Here is a 22,349-nt window from a genome sequence, read left to right as displayed (position 1 = left end):
CATCCCATGCAAAAACTTCCCGTTACCGTGCTTTCCGGTTTTCTCGGCGCCGGCAAAACTACGCTGCTCAACCATGTCCTGAACAACCGCGAGGGCAGGCGAGTGGCCGTGATCGTCAACGACATGTCCGAAATCAATATCGACGCGCAACTGGTGCGCGAAGGCGGCGCCGAACTGTCTCGCGCCGAGGAGAAGCTGGTGGAAATGTCCAACGGCTGCATCTGCTGCACCCTGCGCGAAGATCTGCTGGTGGAAATCAACCGGCTGTCGCGAGAGAACCGCTTCGACTATCTGCTGATCGAATCGACCGGCATTTCCGAGCCGCTGCCGGTGGCGGAAACCTTCACGTTTGCGGACGAGGAAGGCCGCAGCCTGTCGGATGTCGCCCGGCTCGATACCATGGTTACCATAGTGGATGCCTTCAATTTTCTGCGCGACTATCAATCGCCGGACTCCATCGCGGAACGCGGCGAAAGCCTGGGCGAGGAGGATGACCGTACCGTCGTGGACCTGCTGGTGGAGCAGGTGGAGTTCTGCGACGTGATCGTCATCAACAAGGCCGACCTGGTGAGCCCGGACGATGTTGACCGCTTGCAGCATATCCTGCATACGCTCAACCCCCGCGCCCGGCAGGTGATTTCGGAATTCGGCCGCGTCCCGCTGGATGCCATCATGAACACCGGCCTGTTCGACTTCGAGCAGGCTGCGCAGGCTCCCGGCTGGCTGGCGGAGCTGCGCGGCGAACACGTGCCGGAAAGCGAGCAATACGGCATCAACAGTTTTGTTTATCGTTCTCGCCGCCCCTTCCATCCGCAGCGTTTCTGGAACCTGATACACACCGAATGGAAAGGTGTGCTGCGCTCCAAAGGGTATTTCTGGCTGGCCTCGCGTTACGATTTTGCCGGCAATTGGGCGCAGGCGGGCGGTGCTTGCCGCCACGGCGCGGCCGGATTGTGGTGGTCGGCGGTAGATCCCGCCCAGTGGCCGGACGATCCGGAATACCTCGCCCAGATCCGCAAGAACCTGGATCCGGAATTCGGCGACCGGCGCCAGGAGCTGGTGTTCATCGGTGTCGGCCTGGATGAAGCCGCGATGTGCGCAAAACTGGATGCCTGCCTGTTGAACGATACAGAAATGCGGCTGGGAGAGAGTGCCTGGCGCGACCTGCCCGATCCTTTCCCGCGCTGGGGCCAGGAAATGGAACAGGAAATACTGGAGGAAGCATGACCCGCAGTGTTATTCCATTGCGAAAGGCTGTGCGCCCCGTGCGCCGCGATTCGATGCTGGACCTGATCCAGATTTTCGAGCCGGATCGCCAGGTTGTCGTCGTCAACCGCCCCCGGATTCCTGTCGCGGATGCATATCTGCAAGCGATAGCGGCGCGGTTGGGATCCGGTTTTCGCTACGCCATGAAGGCGGAGGAGCGATTTCCTGCCCATTTGCTGCCCGAGCATCCTGAGCGCATGGCATTTGCTGCCGACATCGATTTCCTGATTGAAATTTTTTGCGATCTTCTGGGCTGCCCCCAGGTGGGCGTGCGGCTGGAGGTCATGCAGCATGCCATGTGCCCCCGGTTTCATATCGACCATACGGGCATTCGGCTGTTGTGCACTTATCGTGGCCCGGGAACCGAATGGCTGGAAGACTCCTGTGCGGATCGCAGCAAGCTGGGCCCTGCTTCCGCCGGTATCGAGGACGAAGCATCCGGCATCATTCTCGATCCTGCCGGGATTCACCGGATAGCCCCCTACGCAATCGCCCTGCTCAAGGGAACGCGATGGCAGGGCAATTCCGGACGTGGTGTCATTCATCGGTCTCCACAAGTACCCATGAGTTCAGGCCCGAGAATCATGTTGGCACTTGATGGATTATGGTGAAAAGCCCGATTCCATTGCTTGCTCACCCCCGTATCCATCAATCTGCCTTTAACGAGGTTTAACTGAAGGGTCGCATAGCTGAATCTCTGAGATTGTCAGTGGCAAAATGCTCAGCAAGGCGAGGGTTTTCTTCGTAAACTATCGTTTCTCCGGATTTTGTAACGGCTTGAGCAACGGATGGGTCATGAGTTTTGATTGATAAGGAAAATAACAAGAGCCCCGAAGGGTTGCAAAATCACACGCCGATGATGCGTCAGTACTTTGGCATCAAGGCGCAGTATCCAGACATGCTGCTGTTCTATCGCATGGGGGATTTCTACGAGCTGTTCCATGACGATGCCGAAAAGGCCGCGCGCCTGCTCGGCATCACGCTCACCAAGCGCGGCGCCTCCAATGGCGACCCGATTCGCATGGCGGGCGTGCCGTATCATTCCATCGAGCAATATCTCGCCAAACTGGTAAAACTGGGTGAAGCCGCCGCCATCTGCGAACAGATCGGCGATCCGGCCAAATCCAAGGGACCGGTGGAGCGCCAGGTTGTCCGCATTCTGACGCCCGGCACGCTGACCGATAGCGCCTTGCTCGACGATACGCGCGACAGCGTGTTGCTGGCGCTGTGCCCGGGCGAGGATGTGCTCGGTTTGGCGCGCATTAATCTCGCGTCCGGCCAGTTCGTGCTCAACGAAATCGCCCCGGTGCTATTGGCGCAAGAGCTGGAACGCATCGCGCCGGCCGAATTGCTGCTACCCGATGGTTTTGCGCATACCGCAATAGATGCCGCGAAATGTCCCAAAAAGCGCCTCGCGCCGTGGCAGTTCGATCTCGATTCCGCCACGCAATCGCTGACGCGTCAGTTCAACACCTACGACCTGAGCGGCTTCGGCTGCGCGGGCCTTAATGCCGCGATCTCGGCGGCGGGTGCATTGCTGGATTACCTCAAACACACCCAGCGCACCGCGCTGCCGCACATCCTCGGCATTTCGGTCGAGCAATCCGGCGAGTTCGTGCAATTGGACGCGGCGACCCGCCGCAATCTCGAAATCGACCTAACCTTGCGCGGCGAGGCGGCGCCGACCTTGTTTTCCCTGCTGGATACCACGCAGACTGCAATGGGCGCGCGTTTGCTGCGCCGCTGGCTGCACCACCCGCTGCGCAACCAGAACGAGGTACGCGCGCGGCATGCGGCCATTGCCGAACTGATCGAAAGCGATCTGTATTCCGGGCTGCGCCAGGCGTTACGCGCCATCGGCGATATCGAGCGCATTACCGCCCGCATTGCCCTCAAGACGGCGCGACCCCGTGATCTTTCCGGCCTGCGCGACAGCTTGCGCCAGTTGCCGCAGGTGAGCGAAAGTTTGCGATCCGTTATTTCCGAACGCCTGAAGTCGCTGGCCGTGCATGCGCCTGCAGCGGCGCTGGACCTGCTGACGCGCGCCATTAAATCGGAGCCGTCCGTAGTTCTGCGCGAAGGTGGTGTGATCGAAGAAGGTTTCGACGCCGAGCTCGACGAACTGCGCGCGATCCAGACCAACTGCGGCGAATTTCTGCTGGCCTTCGAAGCGAGCGAAAAAGAGCGTACCGGTATCGCCGGCCTCAAGGTCGAATACAACAGCGTGCACGGCTTCTATATCGAGTTGAGTCGCGCGCAGGCCGAAAACGCGCCGCCCGAATACCGCCGTCGCCAGACGCTGAAGAACGCAGAACGCTACATCACGCCGGAGTTGAAAACCTTCGAAGATAAGGTCTTGTCCGCCAACGAGCGGGCCTTGGCGCGCGAAAAAGCGCTGTACGACGAGGTTCTGGAGCAGTTGCTGCCGCACATCGCCGTGTTGCAATGCACCGCTGCGGCTGTGGCGGAGCTGGATGTGCTGTGCGCCTTCGCCGAGCGTGCCGAAGCGTTGAATTTCGTCGCGCCGGAATTCACCGACGAATCGGTGATCGAGATCGTCGGCGGACGTCATCCGGTGGTGGAGCAGATTGCACAGCCTTTCATCGCCAACGACACGCGGCTCTCGGCCTATCGCCAGTTGCTGCTGATCACCGGCCCCAACATGGGCGGAAAATCGACCTATATGCGGCAGACGGCGCTGATCACGTTGCTGGCCTACTGCGGTAGCTACGTCCCGGCGACCGCGGTAAAAATCGGCAAGATCGACCGTATCTTCACCCGCATCGGCGCTTCGGACGATCTCGCCGGCGGGCGCTCGACCTTCATGGTCGAAATGACCGAAACCGCCAACATTCTGCACAACGCCACCGAGCAGAGCCTGGTGCTGCTGGACGAAATCGGCCGCGGTACTTCCACCTTCGACGGCCTGGCGCTGGCCTGGGCCTGTGCCCGCCATCTGCTGGAACGCAACCGCGCCTATACGCTGTTCGCCACCCATTACTTCGAGCTGACGCGGCTTACGGAAGACTACAAGCAGGTCGCCAATGTGCATCTGGATGCGGTCGAGCACGGCGACAGCATAGTATTCCTGCACAGCGTGGAGGAAGGGCCGGCCAGCCAGAGTTACGGTTTGCAAGTAGCGCAGTTGGCGGGCATTCCGAAATCCACGATTGCGGCAGCGCGTCGTCGCTTGGCGCAACTGGAGCAGCAGAGCATCGCGGCGGGGCCGCAGGCGGATATGTTTGCGGTACCCGAGGCGAGCGAGCCGATGCCGCATCCGGTGGTGGAGGCGCTGGACGATATCGAGCCGGATGAGATGTCACCCAAGCAGGCGCTGGAGGCGCTCTATCAGCTGAAAAACTTGCTGGGGTAGGCTATGAAAACAAAAAAGCCGGCATGCGCCGGCTTTTTTATTGAAACTTAGTGATGATGCCCGCCCGGTCCATGCACATGACCGTGGTTGATTTCTTCCTTGGTCGCTGTGCGAATGTCGGTGACGGTGCAGGTGAAGTTCACGCGTTCGCCGGCCCAGGGATGGTTGCCGTCGACCACGACCTTGCCGTCGCCGATGTCGGTGATGGTGTACAGCACCACGTCGCCGCTCGGGTCTTCGCCTTCGAACTGCATGCCGACTTCGAGCTTGTCGACCGGGAAGGCGCTCTGCGGCTCGATCTGCACCAGCTCTTCGTCGTATTCGCCGAAAGCGTCCACGGGTTCCAGCACCAGGGCGACGCTGTCGCCGACTTTCTTGCCGTGCAGTTCTTCTTCCACCTTGGGGAAGATATTGTCATAGCCGCCATGCAGGTAGGTCACCGGCTCGGACGTGCTTTCCAGAATATTGCCGTCGGTATCACGCAGTTCGTACGTGATCGAGACAACGGTGTTCATAGCGATATGCATTCACAGTTCCTTGATCAGATTTAAAATTTCGGCCGCATGGCCTTTGGCGCTGACGCCGTAGAGCGCGTGACGCACGACGCCTTCCCTGTCGATGACGAAGGTGGAGCGCACGATGCCCATCTTTTTGATGCCGTCCTTTTCCTTCTCCTGCCAGACGCCGTATTTTTCGCAGACCTTGCCGTCGACATCCGAAAGCAGGGCGATGGCCAGCCCATGCTTGTCGCGGAATCCCGCATGACTCATGCAATCGTCGCGGCTGACGCCGAGAACGATGGCGCCATGCTTGGCGTATTCCTCTTCTAGGTCGCTGAACTCGATGGCCTGAACGGTGCAGCCGGGCGTGTCGTCCTTGGGATAAAAATAGAGGACGACCGCTTTCCCCTTGAGCTTGGAGAGCTTGAACAGCTCCATGTCTGCATCGGGCAAGGTGAAATCGGGCGCGGGCGATCCGGGTTGCGGCATAGGGTCTCGCGAAGGTTGGGGGACGAAATAATTCTACCGCATAACCGATTTTTAAAGGCAAGAAACAATCGGCTATGATGACGCCATGAAAAAAACCATGCTCGGCGGCCTCAGCGCGCGCCAATTCATTGAAGAGTACTGGCAAAAAAAGCCTTTGCTGGTGCGCAATGCCTTTCCCGGATTCGGCGAGATTCTGTCGCCAAACGAGCTCGCCGGGCTCGCTTGCGAAGAGGATGTCCAATCGCGATTGGTACTGCAGCAACGCGGCAAATGGAAGCTGGAGCAGGGGCCATTCGTGGAGGAGCGTTTCGCGCAATTGCCTGAAAAGGACTGGACCCTGCTGGTTCAGGGCGTCAACCATCATCTGCCCGAGGCGGACGAATTGCTGCACGAGTTCGACTTTATCCCGCGCGCTCGCCTGGACGACCTGATGGTGAGCTTTGCACCAGATGGCGGCGGCGTCGGGCCGCATTTCGATTCCTACGACGTGTTTCTGCTGCAAGGTGTCGGGCAGCGCATGTGGCGCATCAGCGGGCAAGACGACATGACGCTGGTACCGGATTCGCCGTTGCGCATTCTTAAGAACTTCCGCATCGACCAGGAGTGGGTGCTGAATCCCGGCGACATGCTGTACCTGCCACCCAGGCTGGCGCACTGGGGTATCGCCGTTGGCGATTGCACGACCTATTCGATCGGTTTCCGCGCGCCTTCGACGCAGGAGCTTGCGACGCAGTTCCTGGTGTTCATGCAGGACCGTCTGCATCTGGAAGGCCTGTACGCCGATCCCGATCTGGAAGCCCAGTCACGCCCGGCGGAGTTGAGCGGGCAGATGGTGAATAAAGTGGAGACCATGCTGCAAGGCATACACTGGAGCGGCGATGACGTCGCGGATTTTCTTGGAAGCTATCTGACCGAACCCAAGCCGCATGTCGTGTTCGAGCGACCGCGCCGTATCGGCATGGACAAGTTCCGCGAGCATCTGACGAAAAAAGGTTTGCGGCTTGATCTGAAAAGCCAGATGCTATTTCGCGGTAATCGCATCTTCATCAATGGGGAAACGGTGCAGGTTGAGGGCGAGTTGCTGGCACTGCTGTGCGAACTCGCGGATAAGCGCATGCTGCCACCTGGCGCATCGGTTCCGGATGAAGCGGTGGCATTGTTGCATCAATGGGTGAGTGCAGGCTATCTACATTTCTGAGGAGCGCGAACGATGCAGGAAACTCCGGAAAATGGCACGAACGGGCAGCGCCAGATGCTCAGCGGCGAAAGGGATTACGAATCCGCTATCGATCGCGTGATCGATAGCGCGCAACACACGCTGCATATTTTCGACGGCGACCTGGCCAGTGGCGGCTACAGCAGCCTGAAGCGCTACGATGCCCTGAATGCCTTCCTGCGCAAAAGCGGCAAGAATCGTCTGATCATCATCCTGCATGAGACGGAGCATGTCAGCGCCTATTGTCCGCGCATCATGAATCTCCTGAAGTCATACAGCCACGCCATGGCTATCCACAAGACCATGGAGCACGCGCGAATCGCGATGGATCCCTTCGTGGTGGCCGATGACTTGCACTACGTGCATCGCTTTCATCGGGACGGCACACGCTCGCTGCTGGCAATCAGTGATCCGGCCGGTGCCCGGCAAATCGAGGAGCGTTTCCAGCAATTGCTCGAAGCCTCTCATCCCGCCGTGTTCGCAACAACATTGGGGCTGTGATGCGCCGTTTGATTCAGATTCTGATCCTGATTTTTGTTTGTGGCGCAGCCTGGGCAGAAAACCAGTTCAAGATCATCACCTTGCAGCATCGCTTCGGCCAGGACTTGCTGCCTGCGTTGCAACCCTTGGCCGGGCAGGGCGGAGTCGTCAGCGCTTCCGGCAATCATCTTTTTGTCGATGTTCCGTCCGAGCGCATGACGGCCATCGAGCAGGCTGTCGCGCAGCTTGATGTCGAAAGTAGAACCTACCGTATCCGGGTCGATCGGTCCGGCAGCAGTCATTCCTCCACGGGCCGGCTCGAAGCTGGCGGAAGCCTGGGTGACGATGTCCGGATACAGCGCTCGGGCCCCGGGCCCGGCAGGAACAGCATTATCATCGAAATGGATAGTCGCGAGACATCCAGCCATACGCGCGGAAGCGAATATATCAGCGTCCTGGATGGCGCTCGTGCTTTCATTGCCGTCGGACAGTCGGTGCCGTTTACCGAAAGCTGGATGACCATCCTCCGGCGCTATGCGCATATGCAGCAAACGGTGCAATATCGCGACATTACCACCGGGTTCTCCGTACTGCCGCGTCAGATAGGGCAAGCTATCGAGCTAGAGATCGCTCCTCGCATTGCTTCGTTGCGCAATGACGGCGTGGTGGAGTTCCAGGAATTGGCGACTACTGTGCGGGTCGCGCCGGGCGAATGGTTCAACCTTGGTGGAACGATGCAGGGTCGAGATGAGGTGAGTCGGGCGATACTTGCGCGCGGAACAGGAAAAACGGAAAACACCAGTCAGTTATGGGTGTTGATCGAGTAGACGGAGGCTGAATCGTTTTATATTTAGCGAAAAACTCTTGCCATGCTTGGAAACTACTAGTATTTCCAAAAAAAACTCTATAAAATTTTGCCCACTCGGTACCAATCCGTTATTGGTTGGCTCCGTACAACAGATTTTTCAACACATTGTCTCGTTAAGGATAAAAAATGACTCGTTCCGCTCTGCTCGCCGCTCTGCTGGCTCTGGCTCTGACCGCTTGTGGCCAAAAGGAAGAAGAAGCTCCTGCTGCTGAAGCTCCTGCTGTTGAAGCTCCCGCTGCTGAAGCTCCTGCTGCTCCTGAAGCTGCTCCCGCTCCGGAAGCCGCTCCTGCTCCTGAAGCTGCTCCCGCTCCGGAAGCCGCTCCTGCTCCGGAAGCTGCTCCTGCTGCTCCTGCAGAAGCCAAGTAATAGTTTTATTGCTTGAACGACAAAAAGCCGGCTTTGCCGGCTTTTTGTTTTTGTGGTGCATGGTTTTACCTACACGATTTGGCGCCAGCCGAATCCTTCCGCCTGCGTTGCCACCTCTATCCATTCCTTTTCACAAGTCATGGCCTCGGCCAAGGCATCAACCGCGAGTGCCGGCGTATTGTTTTTTTCACTCAGGTGAGCCGCAATCAAATGTTGTAACTTGCTATTGTCCAGCTTCGCAAGCAGCGCTGCCGATGTTGCATTATCCAGGTGGCCAAGCCGGCTTTTTACCCGCTGCTTGAGCGGCCAGGCATAAGGTCCATTCATCAGCATGTCCAGGTCGTGATTACATTCCAGTACCAGCGCGTTGCATCGGTCCAGCATGTATTCGATATGCGGTGTACTGCTGCCGGTATCCGTCAATATGCCGAGTTTTCGCGCACCATCGGACAGCACGTATTGCACGGGTTCGCCTGCATCGTGAGGAACGGGAAAAGGGTGAACTTCCAAACTGCCAACGCAAAATGATGTGTGGCTGTCTATGACCATCAGGGGGGCGTGGAATCCGGCTGGAACGTAGCGTTGTGCGGCACGCAGCGTGCCGTGGGTGGTCCAGACGGTAATGTCGTGTTTTGCCGCGAACCTGAATACGCCACCTGCGTGGTCGTCATGTTCGTGTGTGACAAGAATGCCGTTGATGTCTTGTGGTGATAGCCCGAGTCGGGCGAGGCGCTGTTCGGTTTCGCGTATGCCGAAGCCGCAATCCACCATCAGCCGCGTCGTGCCGGCTTCCGCCACCAGGGCGTTGCCGGCACTACCGCTGCCGAGGGATGCAAAGCGCATTATTTCAATTGGTCGTAGAGCATTGCCAGAATGCGGTTGGCTGTGGGCGAGACGTCAACCTGGCCATTCTGGTCGGTCACGGTGACGGCGCTGGTTTCTTCGCCGCGGCCGATCTGGATGCGATATTGTTTCTCGCGCTCGGCCTTGTCCTTGTCCTCGCCCCAGAACTTGAGCTTGTCGGTCAGGCCTTTCTCTTCTTTTTTCGGAGCGGGCGCCTTGGATTTTTCTTCCTCGTCGTCACCCCAGAATTTCAGAGTATCCAGCAGACCTTTCTTCTTTGCTTCGGACTGGGGGTCGTCGATGCTGATGTCGGAGTATCGTACAAAGAAAACGCCGCGCGAGCGATCGCGGTCTTCCACGACGAAGCCGATGCGGTCGAGTGCCAGGCCGACGCGACGCCATGCGCGATCGAATGGATCGTTGACGGTGAGCTTGGTATTGCCGGACTTGTCCTGCTCGAACGTTGCACGTTTTTCCGTGGAGGCGGCGGCCATGATGGTGTGCGACTTCTGTTCTTCCACCCCCATGCGCACCATCAGGCGACGCAGCAATTCGGCATCGATATCTTCGGCAATGGCGCGTCCTTCCTTGCTGCCTTTTTTCTTTTCGAAATCCTCGTTCCTGTAACCAGTTTCTACTTCACCGTATATGGTGCGGACGCGCTGCTTGCCGTCGTCAGGCACATCGCTGACGGAGCGGTGGCTCAGATAAACTTCGGTAGTCTCTTCTTCCGTGCCGCGGTCGATGCGGGTGCGGAATTTCTGACGGCTGCTGAGAGCATTCAGCTTGTCCAGCCAGCCCTGGAATTTATCCAGGTAGTTGCCTTCCTTGTCCTTGGTCAGATCCGAAGGGTCTACCCATTCGGTTTCCATGACGCCAGTCTGCGGATTCTCGGTGCGCACGGCAAAGCCGAGCTCGTTCCAGAACTCGCGCACGACCGGCCAGACTTTTTCAGGCGGAGCTTGCACGACCAGCCAGCGTTGCGAGCCCGCACGCTCCATCTTGACGCTATCCGAGGTCGGCAGGATTTTTTCCGTTTGCTCCTCTTGCTGCCCTTGGCCTTCGCTGTACTGAGAGTAGGTGGTGCCGCCCGGCACATTGTAGGTGTCGGAAGCGGATGCCGATGTCAGGTCGGGCGGAACTTCCAGCGGCTTGCCGCGGCCTGCGCTCTTGTAATCGGAGGTGGTGTCGATGAAAGGAATCGAATCGCAGCCGGCCAAAACCAGGATGGACAGCAGCGAAACGATGCAGATACGTGCTTTGGATGTACTCATTCGGCTTCCTGCGTTAAATGATTTCTGCGCTACGCATCGCGTCGCGCAGGGTTTCGTGATATTGCGGGGCCAGCGGCGTCAAAGGCAGCCGGATCCCATGCCCGATCAGTCCCATTTCGGCCAATATCCATTTGGCGGGAATCGGGTTGGCTTCGATGAACAGCTTTTGATGCAGCGGAAACAGCTTGCGGTTGATGTCGCGCGCCCGTGCGAGGTCGCCGGCAAAAGCGGCAGCGCACATTGCATGCATCAGTTTCGGCGCCACGTTGGCGGTGACGGAAATCGTGCCATGGCCGCCGAGTAGCATCAATGCCAGCGAGGAGGCGTCGTCGCCGCTGTAGATTGCAAAGTCGGCCGGTGCGCGACGAAGCAGGTCGGTACCGCGCTCGATGTTGCCGGTGGCATCCTTGATGCCCACGATGTTCGGGATCTGCGCCAGGCGCAACGCGGTGTCGTTGGCGATGTCGCAACCGGTGCGGCCCGGCACGTTGTACAGGATCTGCGGGATGTCCACTGCTTCGGCAATCGCCTTGAAGTGCTGGAACAACCCTTCCTGCATCGGCTTGTTATAGTAAGGGGCGACTAGCAGGCAGGCGTCTGCGCCGGCCTCCTTCGCCTGCTGCGTCAACTCGATGGCTTCGCGCGTGCAATTGGCACCGGTGCCGGCGATGACCGGCAAACGCCCGGCCGTCTGCTCAACGGTGGTGCGAATGAGCAGGCAATGCTCTTCGAAATCGACGGTGGGCGATTCGCCGGTGGTGCCGACGATGACGATACCGTCGGTTCCCTGGTCGGCATGAAAATCGATGAGCGAGCGCAGTGATGCGAGATCCAACGTGCCATCCGCGTGCATCGGCGTGACGATGGCAACAAGGCTGCCTTTCAGCATGTTCTACCTGATAACTTGATTGATAAACCGCGTTATTCTAACCGAAATGGATGTCGAAAAATAATCTCTGACATGTCTTTACACTTGGGTTTTGCCGCAGCCCCGCATTTCTTGCCCCAGCAGCCGAGGAAAATGGGCATTGCAAGAGCCTTTGATATTGAACGAATTCCCCCGGCAGGGGATAATCCGACATTTACCTCCAGAGTTGGCAGTACATGGTCGAAAGCTACATCCTGATTCTGGTCGGCACGATACTGGTCAACAACATCGTTCTGGTCAAGATTCTGGGGCTGTGCCCCTTCATGGGCGTTTCCAAGAAACTGGAAACCTCCATTGCCATGGGTGCAGCCACGACTTTCGTGCTGACGCTTGGCTCCGGCAGCAGTTACCTTATCAATGAATATCTGCTCGGAACGGATCTCTTTTATCTGCGCACGCTGTCTTTCATCGTTGTCATCGCCGGTGTGGTGCAGTTTACCGAAATGGTGATCGAGAAAACCAGTCCGGTGCTGTATCAATCTCTCGGCGTCTATTTGCCCTTGATCACCACCAACTGCGCGGTGCTGGGCATTCCGCTGCTCAATGTCCAGGCCAACCATAATTTCATGGAGTCCTTGTTGTTCGGTTTCGGCGGGGCTGTCGGTTTCTCGCTGGTGCTGATACTTTTCGCGTCGATGCGCGAACGCCTTGAGGCCGCCGATGTGCCGGCATCCTTCCAGGGTTCTGCCATTGCGATGGTGACTGCCGGGCTGATGAGCCTCGCCTTCATGGGTTTTGCGGGGTTGATCCGATAATGCTGACTGCCTTGCTGGTGATGCTGGGTCTGGCCCTGCTGCTGGGCATCGTGCTCGGCTATTCCGCGCTCAAGTTCAAGGTGGAAGGCGACCCGCTGGTCGACAAGATCGACGCCATTCTGCCGCAGACCCAGTGTGGTCAGTGCGGCTATCCCGGCTGCAAACCTTACGCAACCGCGATTGCCAAGGGCGAGGCGGATATCAATCAGTGCCCGCCGGGCGGCGATAGCGGCATGCGTGCACTGGCTGATCTGCTGGGGGTGGAGCCCAAGCCGCTCAATGCCGAACATGGATTGCCCAAACCAAAATCCGTTGCGGTCATCGACGAAAACCTGTGCATCGGTTGCACGCTCTGCATCCAGGCCTGTCCGGTGGATGCCATTCTCGGCGCCGCCAAGCACATGCACACCATCATCGCCTCCGAATGCACCGGCTGCGAGTTGTGCGTGGCGCCTTGTCCGGTGGATTGCATCTCGATGGAGCCGATCCAGGAGTCCGTCGCCAACTGGAAGTGGCGTTATCCCGTTTATAGTCTCAAGCAAACCGCATGATCTCCCGTTTATTCAAATTCAGCGGCGGCGTGCACCCGCCGGAGCACAAGCTGGAGTCCACCGGACAGCCGATCCAGGTTCTGCCGGTTTCCGGCACACTGGTGCTGCCGCTGCGCCAGCATGTGGGTAATCTTCCCAAAATACTTGTGCAGCCCGGCGATCATGTGCTGAAGGGGCAATTATTGGCGGAGGCCGTCGGCGCGATTTCGGCGGCAGTGCATGCGCCGACCTCGGGCACCATCGTGTCGATAGAAGATCAATCGATTCCGCATCCGTCTGGTTTGCCCGACGTGAGCATCACGCTGAATCCTGACGGTGAAAACCGCTGGATGCCGCTGAATCCAACCGATTGGCGGCAGCGCGACCGTGCCGAAATGATTTCCAGCCTGCGGGTATCGGGGATCGTCGGTATGGGCGGTGCTGCTTTCCCCACGCAGATCAAGCTGCGTCCAGGCGGCGGGTCGGGGATCAAGACCCTGATTATCAACGGCGCGGAATGCGAGCCTTACATCACCTGCGACGATATGCTGATGCGGGAGCGCGCCGACGAAATCGTCAGGGGCATCGAGATCGCTCATTACCTGCTAGGCCCGGAAAAGTGCATAGTCGGCATTGAGGATAATAAGCCTGAAGCAGAGCGCGCCATGCGTGAGGCGTGCGCTCGTAGTGCAGTGAAAATTGACGTGGCCGTGGTGCCAACGTTATACCCCAGCGGCGATGCGCGGCGGCTGACGGCGCTGCTGACAGGTATTGAGGTGCCCAGTGACAAACGTTCCAGCGACGTCGGCATCCAGGTTTTCAACGTTGCGACGATGACAGCCGTCTATCGTTATTTTTCGCTCGGCGAGACCGTCGTTTCGCGCATCGTGACCGTGACCGGCAATGTAGCGCGTCCGGGTAACTTCGAGGTGCCTCTGGGCACGCCGATGACGGCGCTGCTGGAAGCCGCGGGTGGCGAATTGCCCAATACCAACGGTTTGATCATGGGCGGGCCGATGATGGGTTTCAGCCTGCCTTCGATGCAGGTGCCCGTGATCAAGGCGACCAACTGCATCATCGCAAGTGCGCCCCGGTTATTTCCTGCGCCGCCGCCGGTGTTGCCGTGCATCCGTTGCGCGCGGTGCGCCGATGCTTGCCCTGTCAGCTTGCAGCCGCAGGAGTTGTACTGGTTCGCTAAATCGCAAAATCTCGACAAGGCGCGCGAATACAAACTCTTTGATTGCATCGAGTGTGGTTGCTGCAGCTATGTCTGCCCGAGCAATATTCCACTGGTGCAGTACTACCGTTTTGCCAAGAGCGAAATCATCGCCCAGGACAAGGCCAAGGAAGCTGCCAACCTTGCTCGCGAGCGCAATGAATTCCGCCTGGAGCGGATAGAGCGCGAAAAACAGGAGCGCGCAGCGAAACATGCGCAACGTGCCGCCGGAGCCAAGGCTGAAAGCGCGGATGCAGATGCGGACGCGGCGAAAAAAGCCGCGATAGCTGCCGCAATGGAGCGGGCCAAGGCACAGAAAGCCGAAGTTCAGCCCAAAAATACGGAAGACCTTTCAGACGCAGCGAAGGCCGAAGTGGCCGCTATCGACGTTCGCCGCGCCGAAGCAACCGCTGCTGAGCCAGAGGCGGCGAATGTAGTGAAAGAAAAACAGGAAAACGGATGAGCGCGCCACCTTATATCACCGGCAATACCACTGTCAGCGCCCTCATGTTCAAGGTACTGCTCGCGCTGGTGCCGGGCATCGTCGCCTATGCATGGCTTTTTGGCAGCGGCATCCTGATCACGCTGGCCCTGGCGTCGGTCACTGCATTGGCGTCCGAAGCGCTGATGCTCAGGCTGCGCCGCCGCCCGATCATGCCTTTCCTGTCAGACAACAGCGCGCTGGTCACCGCGTGGCTGCTGGCCCTGGCATTGCCGCCGCTGGCGCCGTGGTGGCTGGTGGTGGTCGGTACGATGTTCGCAATCGTGGTCGCCAAGCAGCTTTACGGCGGGTTGGGTTACAACCCGTTCAATCCCGCGATGATAGGCTATGCGGTATTGCTGATTTCCTTTCCGGTCATTATGACGCAATGGCCGGCTCCCCTGGAACTGGCTCAGGCCAGGCTCTCCTTTGCCGATCAACTGGCCTATATTTTCGGAAGGGTCTTGCCGGCAGGGGTGCAACTCGACGCGATCAGTACCGCGACGCCGCTGGATTATCTCAAGACCCAACTCAAGCTGGATCATGCGATGACGGATATTGTCAGCGCGCCGGTGTTCGGGGCCTTCGGTGCCAAGGGCAGCGAAATCGTCGCCGGCGCCTACCTGCTCGGCGGTTTATATCTGATACAGCAGCGCATCATTACCTGGCATATCCCGGTAGCTCTTCTCGGGGGGCTGGCCGCGATTTCCGGGCTTTTCTACGTGATTGACCCGCAGCACCACGCTTCACCAATGTTTCACCTGCTCGGCGGAGCAGCGATGCTGGGCGCATTCTTCATTGCCACCGATCCGGTAAGCGGACCGACTACGCCGAGAGGCAAGCTGATCTTCGCTGCCTCCATCGGCGTGCTGACCTGGGTAATCCGCTCCTACGGCGGTTATCCCGATGGTGTTGCATTTGCCGTGTTGCTGATGAATCTGTGCGTGCCGCTGATCGATGCCTATACTCAGCCGCGCGTGTTCGGGCATGGAAAATCATGAGCGAAACACCGCTGAAGCATACGCTGACCACCACTGGCATCATGATAGGTTTTACGGTGCTGGGTACGCTGGTACTGGCCTCCGCTTTTTTTGCGACCCGGGCGCCGATTGAGGAAAGCGAGCGTCAAGCCAAGCTTGAATTGTTCCAACAGGTGCTGCCCGCCGCCTTGCATGACAACGACCTGCTCAAGGATGCAGCCATCGTTGCTGCCGGCGGCGAGCTGGGTAATCGCAACGAAACGCTGGCTTACCGCGCACGCCTGGCCGGGCAGCCTTCGGCGGCGATTCTTGAGGCGACGGCGCCGGATGGTTACAGTGGTGACATCAAGCTGCTGGTGGCTGTTCGTGTCGACGGTTCGATAGCCGGGGTGCGCGTGCTGGCACACAAGGAAACGCCGGGGCTGGGCGATTACATCGACATCACACACGGCGACTGGATCAAGAACTTCGACGGGCAATCCCTTGCCCAAACTCCAGACGATGGATGGCGCGTCAAAAAGGACGGCGGCAGTTTCGATTACATGGCCGGTGCCACCATTACGCCGCGTGCCGTGGTGAAGGCTGTGCACAAGGCGCTGAAATATTTCGAGGGACATCGCGACGAATTATTCGCGGCGCCCGCAGCAGGAGGAAAGTGATGGCTGACTACCGCGAAATCATAGACAACGGCCTGTGGAAGCAGAACCCGGGCGTTGTGCAACTGCTGGGCCTGTGCCCGACGCTGGCTGTCACCAGTACCGTGATCAACGGCTTCTCGCTCGGACTGGCGACGGCGCTTGTCATGGCAGCCAGCAACGGTGCCGTCGCGCCTGTTCGCCGCTGGGTGCCGGATGAAATCCGCATCCCGGTGTTCATCCTCATCATTGCCGCGCTAGTGACGGTGATCGATCTGTCGATGAATGCCTACATGCATCCGCTGCACAAGGTGCTGGGCATCTTCATTCCGCTGATCGTGACCAACTGCATTGTGCTGGCGCGCGTCGAGGCTTTCGCGGCCAAGAATCCGACCATGCCGTCGGTGGTGGATGGTTTCATCATGGGCCTCGGTCTGACGCTGGTGCTGAGCCTGTTGGGCGGCATGCGCGAAGTGGTGGGCAAGGGCACGCTGTTCTCCGGGCTGGATCTTGCATTCGGCCCGGCGGCCAAACAGTTCGTGGTGACGGTGGTGCCCGACTATCATGGCTTCCTGCTGGCAGTTCTACCGCCCGGCGCTTTCCTCGGCCTCGGTTTGCTGATCGCCGGCCGCAACTGGATGGAAAGCCGCAAGGCGATTGCCCATCCCCTTCCGCCGGCCGCGCTCGCACCCGAGCACTAGGCTTTTATTGTCGATGAATGCCGCTACTCGCCGCGAGATTTTTCGTCGCCTTGCCGTCGCCATCCCCAATCCAACCACGGAGCTTACGCACTCCAGTACTTTCGAGCTGCTGATTGCCGTGATTCTTTCGGCGCAGGCCACCGACAAGGGCGTCAACATCGCCACCGCCAAACTGTTTCCCGTCGCCAACACGCCGCAGAAAATCCTCGACCTCGGCATCGAGGGACTGGAAAGCTACATCAAGACCATCGGCCTCTACCGCAGCAAGGCAAAAAACGTTATCGCGACCTGTCGTCTGCTGGTCGACAAGTTCGGCGGGGAAGTGCCCGACACGCGCGAAGCGCTGGAAAGCCTGCCAGGTGTAGGCCGCAAGACCGCCAACGTCATTTTGAATACTGCATTCGGCCATCCGACGATTGCCGTGGATACGCACATTTTCCGCCTCGGCAACCGCATTGGGCTGGCGCCCGGCAAGACGCCGCTGGAAGTGGAGCAGAAGCTGGTCAAGACTACGCCCCGGGAATACCTGCAGGACGCCCATCATCTGCTGATTTTGCATGGCCGCTACGTGTGTGTGGCGCGCAAGCCCAAGTGCCGCGATTGCGTGATTCATGACCTGTGCGAGTACAAGGCCAAGGAGTATTCGCTGTGAGCCTGTTCAACCCCAGCCGCGACCAGGTGCGTCAGTTCTTCTTCGAGACTTGGCGAAAATTCCGTGCGAATGAGCCGCTAACGCCGCTGGAAGGCATGGCTTTGCAGATCATGCAGGCGCATCCCGAATATCATCATGTACTCGATGCATCCGACAGGTATCGGGAGCAGGAATATTTCCCCGAAATGGGCGAGACCAATCCTTTCCTGCACATGAGTTTGCATCTTTCCATCTTGGAACAGCTTTCCATCGACCAGCCCCCTGGTATCGCTGCCGCGTATCAATCGCTACTCAAAAAGCATGGCGATGAGCAGGCGGCACAGCACGATCTCATGGATTGCCTGGCGGAAACGATCTGGCGCGCTCAGCGCGAACGAGCTGCCCCGGATGCGGCAGCTTATCTGGAATGCATGCAACAAAAAGCTTCCGCCATACCAAAATCCACACTTTCATGATTGAATAGGCGCCTATGACTGCGCCTGCCGCCCATCAGCACGACTGGCTCGCCGAACACGGCGATTATCTCTACCGCTACGCCTTGGCGCGGTTGCGCGATCCGCATCTGGCCGAAGACGCGGTGCAGGAAACGTTGCTCGCCGCGCTTGCTGGCAGCGGTTACGCCGGCAAGGCCAGTCCGCGTACCTGGCTGACTGGTATTCTCAAGCACAAAATCATCGATCACTTTCGCCGCCAGCAGCGGGAGACCACGCTGGAAACGCCGGAAGATATTTCCGACGACGCGCCAGGCATGGACGAGTTTTTTGCCGAGCGTGGACATTGGGCCGAGCCACCGCAGTCATGGGGCGATCCGGGCAGCTTGCTGCAGCAGGATCAGTTTCTGCAGACATTGCAGGAATGCATGGACAGGCTGCCCGGAAATCTGGCCCGGATTTTCCTGCTGCGCGAGGTGGAGGAAACGGACAATGACGAAATTTGTAAGGAATTGGAAATCACGCCGACCAATGCCTGGGTAATGTTGTACCGCGCCCGCATGGGTCTGAGAAAGTGTCTCGAAATGAACTGGCTGGGAGGTCGCTGATGCTCGATTGCAAGCATGCTACACAGCTGGCTTCCCAAGCAATGGAGAAGCAGCTGACATTCCGTCAACAGATGGCGTTACGCTTCCATTTGCTGATGTGCGATGCCTGCACGCAGTTCACGCGGCAATTGCAGGTGTTGCGGAAAGCCGTCGGCCAGTTGGGCCGGCATATCGAGAACGACGAAAGACTGGTGCTGTCGAAGCATGCGCGCGAGCGCATTGCGAAGGCAGTGGCGATCCAGGCCCGGCAGAATGACGAGGCTCGGCGGAATCCCGATCTAGATTCAACCGATTGATTTTTAAACTTTAAAGGAGAATTTTCATGAACGCACAGAAAAAAACGCTCGCTCTGGTACTTGGCGGTGCTTTTGCCGCAGCAGTGGGTGTAATGCCGGCGGCCAATGCAGCTGAAAACCCGTTTGCGCTCAAGCCGCTGTCATCCGGATACATGGTTGCCGACCATCATGAAGGCGGCGAGAAAATGCAGGACGGCAAATGCGGTGCCGGCAAGTGCGGCAGCAACATGAAGAAGAAAAAGGCCGAAGAAGGCAATTGCGGCGCGAAGGAAGGCAAGGAAGGTTCCTGCGGCGCGGACAAGAAGGGTAAGGAAGGCAGTTGCGGCGCCGACAAGAAAGACAAGGAAGGCGCCTCCGACAACAAGTCCTGAGTCACGGCATGGCACGACTCGAAGAAATCCGCGGCGCCGGTCTTGGCCTCAAGCGCGAGCTGATGCCCGCATTGCAGGCCGGAGTGCCGGATTGCATCGATTTCTTCGAGATCGCGCCGGAAAACTGGATAGGCGTCGGCGGGCGACCGCGCAAGCAGCTCGACTGGTTCGCCGAACGCTATCCGCTGGTATGCCACGGTCTTTCGCTCTCGCTGGGCGGGCCGGACCCATTGAACGAAGTTTTTCTCCAGCGGGTAAAGCAGTTCCTCGATCAGTTTCACATTCAGCTCTATACCGAGCACCTGAGCTATTGCAGCGACGGCGGTTATCTTTACGACCTGCTGCCGATTCCGTTCACCGAAGAAGCGGTCAAATATGTCGCCGCGCGCATCCGCCGCGCGCAGGACATTCTGGAGCGCCGCATCGCGGTGGAAAACGCCTCCTTTTATGTTGCCGCACCTATTTCGGAAATGGATGAACCGACATTCGTGCGCGCCGTGCTGGAAGAGGCCGATTGCGATTTGCACCTCGACGTGAACAATATCTACGTCAACAGCGTCAATTTCGGATTCGATCCGTTGCATTATCTGCGTAGCCTTCCCGGCGAGCGCATCGTTTATGTCCATACCGCAGGGCACTTTCGCAAAGCACCCGATCTGGTCATCGATACCCACGGCGAAACCGTGATCGATCCGGTCTGGGATTTGCTGGCCGAAACTTATCGCCTGTTTGGCGTGCGTCCGACCTTGCTGGAGCGCGATTTCAATATCCCGCCCTTGCCGGAGCTGGTGGCCGAGGTAGAGCATATCGCTGCGCTGCAACAGCCGTGGTCGGTGGCAAGCCCGGCGGCCGTCCGCGCATGAACCGGCCTGATTTCCAGCGCTACCAGAAGGAGTTCTGCGCCCATGCGCGCAGCCCCCATCTCAATCCGCGCCCGGCAGGCGTTTCCGCAAAGCGCATCGGTGTTTACGCGCAGCTGCTGTTCAACAACATGGAAAGTACCTTGTCGGGATGCTTTCCTGTATGCAAGAAAGTACTTGGCGTACGAAAATGGAACAGGCTGGTACGCGATTTTTTTGCCGGTCATCGTTGCGCCACGCCTTTGTTCCGGCAAATTCCCGAAGAATTCCTGCAATGGCTGCAGCAAACCGAACCTGTCGGCATCCCGCCGTTCGTTCCGCAACTCGCTCATTACGAATGGGCGGAACTGGCGGTGGCCGTGGCCGATGCGCCGATGCCTGCAAGGTGGAGCGCCGACGGCGACATGCTCGAAGGCAAGCCGGTACTAACATCGGCCTTGATGCTGTTGCGCTATGACTGGCCGGTACAGCGCATTTCGCCACGCTTCAAACCCATCCAGCCGTTGACTGAACCCGTATGCCTGCTGGTGTTTCGCGACGCTGCGGACGAAGTGCGTTTCATGGAACTCAATACTGTCAGTGCACATCTGGTCGAATTGCTGCAAGACGGGAGCCGTACCGGACGCGAGGCGCTGATGAGCATTGCGCAGACTTTGCGGCATCCGGATGCGGAGCAGGTTGTGGCGTTCGGCGCTCCTATCCTGGCTGACCTGAAAGCGCGCGGCGCGATTCTGGGGATTGTTCCCCTGTAAGTAATCTCTCACGCTCCCGACCAAGCGATGAGCAGCCAATCTGCTGCTCCAACATCGAAATCGCTAAGGGAGAATAATCATGAATCTGGTTTTGAGGCCGTATCTGGCCGCGGCGGCATGGCTGGAATGCATTGCGCCTCTTTTCCCGCCGCTAGCATTGCGACTATTGCTTGCCTGGGAATTTGGTGAATCCGGCTATGCCAAATTGGTCGGCCAGAACTGGTTTGCCGATATTGCCTTTCCTTTCCCCTTCAATCTGCTGCCGCCGGAGTTCAGCTGGCAACTCGCGATCTGGTTCGAACTGGTGGGTGCCGTCGCATTGGCGCTAGGCATTGCAACACGTTTTTTCTCACTGTCATTAATGATACTCACCGTTGTTGCCATCGCTGGCGTGCATTGGCCGGAGCAGTGGCAGACGCTTGCCGAGCTGCTGCGCGGCTATCGCATCGTGGACGAGGAGGGCGACGGTTTCGGCAATTACAAATTACCGTTGATGTATCTGGTGATGTTCCTGCCCTTGCTGTTTGCCGGAGCCGGCCGGCTCAGCCTGGATCGATGGGTCGCCGGAAATATGCGTGCGCACCGCATGAACAACGGTTGAAACGAGGGGAACATTTTGGCCGCCGATGAGGATTATTCGATTCTTATCAGCGGCCTGCATCTTCGGTTTATGCGGCTATAGGAATGCACCTACGCGGCGTGCAGTTTTTCTTTTTATGCTTTTCCCGTGGTAAACTTGGCCGCAAAATATGGCGGCAAATCATTTCAATATTCGCAAGTTCCCGCGCGACCATTATCCGGTGACGCAAGGGGCGTTGCCCCTTCCGAAAAGGTGCTATGAAAGTCCGTAAATTCATCGGTGCCACCACGCGTGAAGCCTTGCGACAAGTGCGTGATGCGCTGGGGGCGGACGCTTTGATATTGTCCAACCGGCGTATCCCCGGAGGCGTCGAGATCATGGCTGTGACCGATGGCGATGTGCAGGCACTCACTTATGATGGTCACGCCCATTTGCGTCAGCCGCAGCCACAACAGCCGCAGCCACAACAGAAGGCCTCCATCCAGCCGGAAACCATAGCTGCAATCCTGCATCGTCGTCAGACCAGTGCCGAGCCCACGCCTGGCGTCACCACTCCGCAATTCGAAACCTTGCGCAGTCCCCAGATGGGCAATAGCGGTGTTTCCGCTTACAAGGAAGTTGCCGGCGACGATATGCCTGCCTCTGTCGAGGACAGGAGCCTTCCACTTTTCAGCGATTTGCCTGAAGAGCCTGTGGCGCAAGAGAGCGTCGGTCATAACGTTCCGACACTGGTGCCTTCGCCCGAGGCGGATAATTCCGAACCTCTTTTCGCCGAAATGTCCCAGGAACTGAAGCGCATGCGCAGCCTGCTGGAATCGCAGCTGTCGGGCTTCGCCTGGGGCGAACTGGCACGGCGCGACCCGGTCAAGGCCGAACTGATGCGCACGCTGCTGGGCGC

The 22,349-nt window shown here is 58.6% G+C and carries 26 protein-coding genes and 1 pseudogene; 22 read left to right on the top strand and 5 right to left on the bottom strand.

All coding sequences use genetic code 11. The features are described from left to right. The first annotated feature begins 6 nt into the window (after window positions 1–6). The 3 genes from zigA to mutS all read left to right on the top strand — a co-directional run bounded on the left by zigA (window position 7) and on the right by mutS (window position 4,639). Window positions 7–1,227: a zinc metallochaperone GTPase ZigA gene (gene zigA / locus A7976_RS14485; RefSeq protein ID WP_067113581.1), complete on the top strand. Its 1,221-nt coding sequence runs from the start codon at window positions 7–9 to the stop codon at window positions 1,225–1,227. Beyond that, window positions 1,224–1,877 carry a DUF1826 domain-containing protein gene (locus A7976_RS14480; RefSeq protein WP_067113570.1) on the top strand — a complete coding sequence of 218 codons (654 nt, stop codon included), beginning with the start codon at window positions 1,224–1,226 and terminating at the stop codon, window positions 1,875–1,877. The genes zigA and A7976_RS14480 overlap by 4 nt, the downstream gene beginning before the upstream one ends. Before the next feature lie 245 nt (window positions 1,878–2,122). Next, window positions 2,123–4,639, top strand: coding sequence for a DNA mismatch repair protein MutS (mutS, locus tag A7976_RS14475; RefSeq protein WP_067113668.1), 2,517 nt, complete (start codon window positions 2,123–2,125; stop codon window positions 4,637–4,639). A gap of 47 nt (window positions 4,640–4,686) precedes the next feature. On the opposite strand, the gene A7976_RS14470 is transcribed toward mutS, so the two are convergent. Next, entirely contained in the window at window positions 4,687–5,166 is a 480-nt protein-coding gene (locus A7976_RS14470; RefSeq protein ID WP_067113568.1) for a peptidylprolyl isomerase, read from the bottom strand. Then, window positions 5,167–5,628: a peroxiredoxin gene (locus tag A7976_RS14465; RefSeq protein WP_067113566.1), complete on the bottom strand. Its 462-nt coding sequence runs from the start codon at window positions 5,626–5,628 to the stop codon at window positions 5,167–5,169. Window positions 5,629–5,713: 85 nt separating this feature from the next. Between A7976_RS14465 and A7976_RS14460 the strand changes: the two genes are divergently transcribed. The 4 genes from A7976_RS14460 (at window position 5,714) to A7976_RS14940 (ending at window position 8,558) form a co-directional block, all read left to right on the top strand. Then, complete coding sequence (locus tag A7976_RS14460; RefSeq protein WP_067113563.1) at window positions 5,714–6,826, top strand: cupin domain-containing protein; 1,113 nt, start codon at window positions 5,714–5,716, stop codon at window positions 6,824–6,826. A 12-nt stretch (window positions 6,827–6,838) separates the two neighbouring features. Then, a complete protein-coding gene (locus A7976_RS14455; protein ID WP_067113559.1) occupies window positions 6,839–7,345 on the top strand; it encodes a hypothetical protein in 507 nt (168 codons plus the stop codon). Beyond that, window positions 7,345–8,151, top strand: a complete 807-nt coding sequence (locus A7976_RS14450) for a hypothetical protein (protein ID WP_067113551.1) — start codon at window positions 7,345–7,347, stop codon at window positions 8,149–8,151. The genes A7976_RS14455 and A7976_RS14450 overlap by 1 nt, the downstream gene beginning before the upstream one ends. A 167-nt stretch (window positions 8,152–8,318) precedes the next feature. Continuing rightward, a complete protein-coding gene (locus tag A7976_RS14940) occupies window positions 8,319–8,558 on the top strand; it encodes a hypothetical protein (RefSeq protein ID WP_082878181.1) in 240 nt (79 codons plus the stop codon). 69 nt (window positions 8,559–8,627) lie between these two features. Here the strand turns inward: A7976_RS14940 and A7976_RS14440 are convergent, their stop codons facing one another. From A7976_RS14440 to dapA, 3 genes are read right to left on the bottom strand one after another with little or no spacing between them, the layout of a single operon-like run. Then, window positions 8,628–9,401, bottom strand: coding sequence for an MBL fold metallo-hydrolase (locus tag A7976_RS14440; RefSeq protein ID WP_067113549.1), 774 nt, complete (start codon window positions 9,399–9,401; stop codon window positions 8,628–8,630). After that, entirely contained in the window at window positions 9,401–10,675 is a 1,275-nt protein-coding gene (gene bamC / locus A7976_RS14435; protein ID WP_067113547.1) for an outer membrane protein assembly factor BamC, read from the bottom strand. Before bamC ends, A7976_RS14440 begins: the two co-directional genes overlap by 1 nt. A gap of 13 nt (window positions 10,676–10,688) precedes the next feature. After that, window positions 10,689–11,564: a 4-hydroxy-tetrahydrodipicolinate synthase gene (gene dapA / locus A7976_RS14430; protein WP_067113543.1), complete on the bottom strand. Its 876-nt coding sequence runs from the start codon at window positions 11,562–11,564 to the stop codon at window positions 10,689–10,691. 215 nt (window positions 11,565–11,779) lie between these two features. On the opposite strand from dapA, the gene rsxA reads away from it, so the two are divergent. The 15 genes and pseudogenes from rsxA to A7976_RS15280 form a co-directional block, all read left to right on the top strand. After that, window positions 11,780–12,358 (top strand): electron transport complex subunit RsxA, encoded by a 579-nt coding sequence (gene rsxA / locus A7976_RS14425; RefSeq protein ID WP_067113540.1) that lies wholly within the window; start codon window positions 11,780–11,782, stop codon window positions 12,356–12,358. Further along, window positions 12,358–12,909 carry an electron transport complex subunit RsxB gene (rsxB, locus tag A7976_RS14420; protein WP_067113537.1) on the top strand — a complete coding sequence of 184 codons (552 nt, stop codon included), beginning with the start codon at window positions 12,358–12,360 and terminating at the stop codon, window positions 12,907–12,909. The genes rsxA and rsxB overlap by 1 nt, the downstream gene beginning before the upstream one ends. Then, a complete protein-coding gene (gene rsxC / locus A7976_RS14415) occupies window positions 12,906–14,567 on the top strand; it encodes an electron transport complex subunit RsxC (RefSeq protein ID WP_067113534.1) in 1,662 nt (553 codons plus the stop codon). Before rsxB ends, rsxC begins: the two co-directional genes overlap by 4 nt. Next, complete coding sequence (gene rsxD, locus A7976_RS14410) at window positions 14,564–15,586, top strand: electron transport complex subunit RsxD (RefSeq protein ID WP_067113532.1); 1,023 nt, start codon at window positions 14,564–14,566, stop codon at window positions 15,584–15,586. Before rsxC ends, rsxD begins: the two co-directional genes overlap by 4 nt. Next, window positions 15,583–16,224: an electron transport complex subunit RsxG gene (rsxG, locus tag A7976_RS14405; RefSeq protein WP_067113530.1), complete on the top strand. Its 642-nt coding sequence runs from the start codon at window positions 15,583–15,585 to the stop codon at window positions 16,222–16,224. Before rsxD ends, rsxG begins: the two co-directional genes overlap by 4 nt. Further along, entirely contained in the window at window positions 16,224–16,901 is a 678-nt protein-coding gene (locus tag A7976_RS14400) for an electron transport complex subunit E (protein WP_067113528.1), read from the top strand. Before rsxG ends, A7976_RS14400 begins: the two co-directional genes overlap by 1 nt. 13 nt (window positions 16,902–16,914) lie before the next feature. Next, a complete protein-coding gene (gene nth, locus A7976_RS14395; RefSeq protein WP_067113526.1) occupies window positions 16,915–17,553 on the top strand; it encodes an endonuclease III in 639 nt (212 codons plus the stop codon). Next, complete coding sequence (locus A7976_RS14390) at window positions 17,550–18,008, top strand: DUF1841 family protein (RefSeq protein ID WP_067113524.1); 459 nt, start codon at window positions 17,550–17,552, stop codon at window positions 18,006–18,008. The genes nth and A7976_RS14390 overlap by 4 nt, the downstream gene beginning before the upstream one ends. Before the next feature lie 14 nt (window positions 18,009–18,022). Then, on the top strand, window positions 18,023–18,592 hold the full coding sequence (locus A7976_RS14385) for a sigma-70 family RNA polymerase sigma factor (protein WP_067113521.1): 570 nt from the start codon (window positions 18,023–18,025) through the stop codon (window positions 18,590–18,592). Beyond that, window positions 18,592–18,888 (top strand): hypothetical protein, encoded by a 297-nt coding sequence (locus A7976_RS15285; RefSeq protein ID WP_067113518.1) that lies wholly within the window; start codon window positions 18,592–18,594, stop codon window positions 18,886–18,888. The genes A7976_RS14385 and A7976_RS15285 overlap by 1 nt, the downstream gene beginning before the upstream one ends. A 26-nt stretch (window positions 18,889–18,914) precedes the next feature. Further along, on the top strand, window positions 18,915–19,259 hold the full coding sequence (locus A7976_RS14375; protein WP_067113515.1) for a hypothetical protein: 345 nt from the start codon (window positions 18,915–18,917) through the stop codon (window positions 19,257–19,259). A gap of 8 nt (window positions 19,260–19,267) precedes the next feature. After that, window positions 19,268–20,122, top strand: a complete 855-nt coding sequence (locus tag A7976_RS14370; protein WP_067113512.1) for a DUF692 domain-containing protein — start codon at window positions 19,268–19,270, stop codon at window positions 20,120–20,122. Then, window positions 20,119–20,871: a DUF2063 domain-containing protein gene (locus A7976_RS14365; protein WP_067113665.1), complete on the top strand. Its 753-nt coding sequence runs from the start codon at window positions 20,119–20,121 to the stop codon at window positions 20,869–20,871. The genes A7976_RS14370 and A7976_RS14365 overlap by 4 nt, the downstream gene beginning before the upstream one ends. Before the next feature lie 79 nt (window positions 20,872–20,950). Then, complete coding sequence (locus tag A7976_RS14360; protein WP_082878180.1) at window positions 20,951–21,472, top strand: DoxX family protein; 522 nt, start codon at window positions 20,951–20,953, stop codon at window positions 21,470–21,472. Window positions 21,473–21,708: 236 nt separating this feature from the next. Continuing rightward, window positions 21,709–22,349 (top strand): annotated as a pseudogene (locus A7976_RS15280) (hypothetical protein); the annotation flags it as partial.

This window comes from Methylobacillus sp. MM3, assembly GCF_001645185.1.
In the GTDB taxonomy this organism is placed as follows: domain Bacteria; phylum Pseudomonadota; class Gammaproteobacteria; order Burkholderiales; family Methylophilaceae; genus MM2.
Note: the sequence above shows the minus strand (reverse complement) of the source record. Positions and strands in the feature narration are given on the sequence as shown.

Bases quoted from the DNA above. Each gene is read 5' to 3' on its own strand.
- zigA (WP_067113581.1), top strand. From the start codon at position 7: ATGCAAAAACTTCCCGTTACCGTGCTTTCCGGTTTTCTCGGCGCCGGC.
- A7976_RS14480 (WP_067113570.1), top strand. From the start codon at position 1,224: ATGACCCGCAGTGTTATTCCATTGCGAAAGGCTGTGCGCCCCGTGCGC.
- mutS (WP_067113668.1), top strand. From the start codon at position 2,123: ATGATGCGTCAGTACTTTGGCATCAAGGCGCAGTATCCAGACATGCTG.
- A7976_RS14470 (WP_067113568.1), bottom strand. From the start codon at position 5,166: ATGCATATCGCTATGAACACCGTTGTCTCGATCACGTACGAACTGCGT.
- A7976_RS14465 (WP_067113566.1), bottom strand. From the start codon at position 5,628: ATGCCGCAACCCGGATCGCCCGCGCCCGATTTCACCTTGCCCGATGCA.
- A7976_RS14460 (WP_067113563.1), top strand. From the start codon at position 5,714: ATGAAAAAAACCATGCTCGGCGGCCTCAGCGCGCGCCAATTCATTGAA.
- A7976_RS14455 (WP_067113559.1), top strand. From the start codon at position 6,839: ATGCAGGAAACTCCGGAAAATGGCACGAACGGGCAGCGCCAGATGCTC.
- A7976_RS14450 (WP_067113551.1), top strand. From the start codon at position 7,345: ATGCGCCGTTTGATTCAGATTCTGATCCTGATTTTTGTTTGTGGCGCA.
- A7976_RS14940 (WP_082878181.1), top strand. From the start codon at position 8,319: ATGACTCGTTCCGCTCTGCTCGCCGCTCTGCTGGCTCTGGCTCTGACC.
- A7976_RS14440 (WP_067113549.1), bottom strand. From the start codon at position 9,401: ATGCGCTTTGCATCCCTCGGCAGCGGTAGTGCCGGCAACGCCCTGGTG.
- bamC (WP_067113547.1), bottom strand. From the start codon at position 10,675: ATGAGTACATCCAAAGCACGTATCTGCATCGTTTCGCTGCTGTCCATC.
- dapA (WP_067113543.1), bottom strand. From the start codon at position 11,564: ATGCTGAAAGGCAGCCTTGTTGCCATCGTCACGCCGATGCACGCGGAT.
- rsxA (WP_067113540.1), top strand. From the start codon at position 11,780: ATGGTCGAAAGCTACATCCTGATTCTGGTCGGCACGATACTGGTCAAC.
- rsxB (WP_067113537.1), top strand. From the start codon at position 12,358: ATGCTGACTGCCTTGCTGGTGATGCTGGGTCTGGCCCTGCTGCTGGGC.
- rsxC (WP_067113534.1), top strand. From the start codon at position 12,906: ATGATCTCCCGTTTATTCAAATTCAGCGGCGGCGTGCACCCGCCGGAG.
- rsxD (WP_067113532.1), top strand. From the start codon at position 14,564: ATGAGCGCGCCACCTTATATCACCGGCAATACCACTGTCAGCGCCCTC.
- rsxG (WP_067113530.1), top strand. From the start codon at position 15,583: ATGAGCGAAACACCGCTGAAGCATACGCTGACCACCACTGGCATCATG.
- A7976_RS14400 (WP_067113528.1), top strand. From the start codon at position 16,224: ATGGCTGACTACCGCGAAATCATAGACAACGGCCTGTGGAAGCAGAAC.
- nth (WP_067113526.1), top strand. From the start codon at position 16,915: ATGAATGCCGCTACTCGCCGCGAGATTTTTCGTCGCCTTGCCGTCGCC.
- A7976_RS14385 (WP_067113521.1), top strand. From the start codon at position 18,023: ATGACTGCGCCTGCCGCCCATCAGCACGACTGGCTCGCCGAACACGGC.
- A7976_RS15285 (WP_067113518.1), top strand. From the start codon at position 18,592: ATGCTCGATTGCAAGCATGCTACACAGCTGGCTTCCCAAGCAATGGAG.
- A7976_RS14375 (WP_067113515.1), top strand. From the start codon at position 18,915: ATGAACGCACAGAAAAAAACGCTCGCTCTGGTACTTGGCGGTGCTTTT.
- A7976_RS14370 (WP_067113512.1), top strand. From the start codon at position 19,268: ATGGCACGACTCGAAGAAATCCGCGGCGCCGGTCTTGGCCTCAAGCGC.
- A7976_RS14365 (WP_067113665.1), top strand. From the start codon at position 20,119: ATGAACCGGCCTGATTTCCAGCGCTACCAGAAGGAGTTCTGCGCCCAT.
- A7976_RS14360 (WP_082878180.1), top strand. From the start codon at position 20,951: ATGAATCTGGTTTTGAGGCCGTATCTGGCCGCGGCGGCATGGCTGGAA.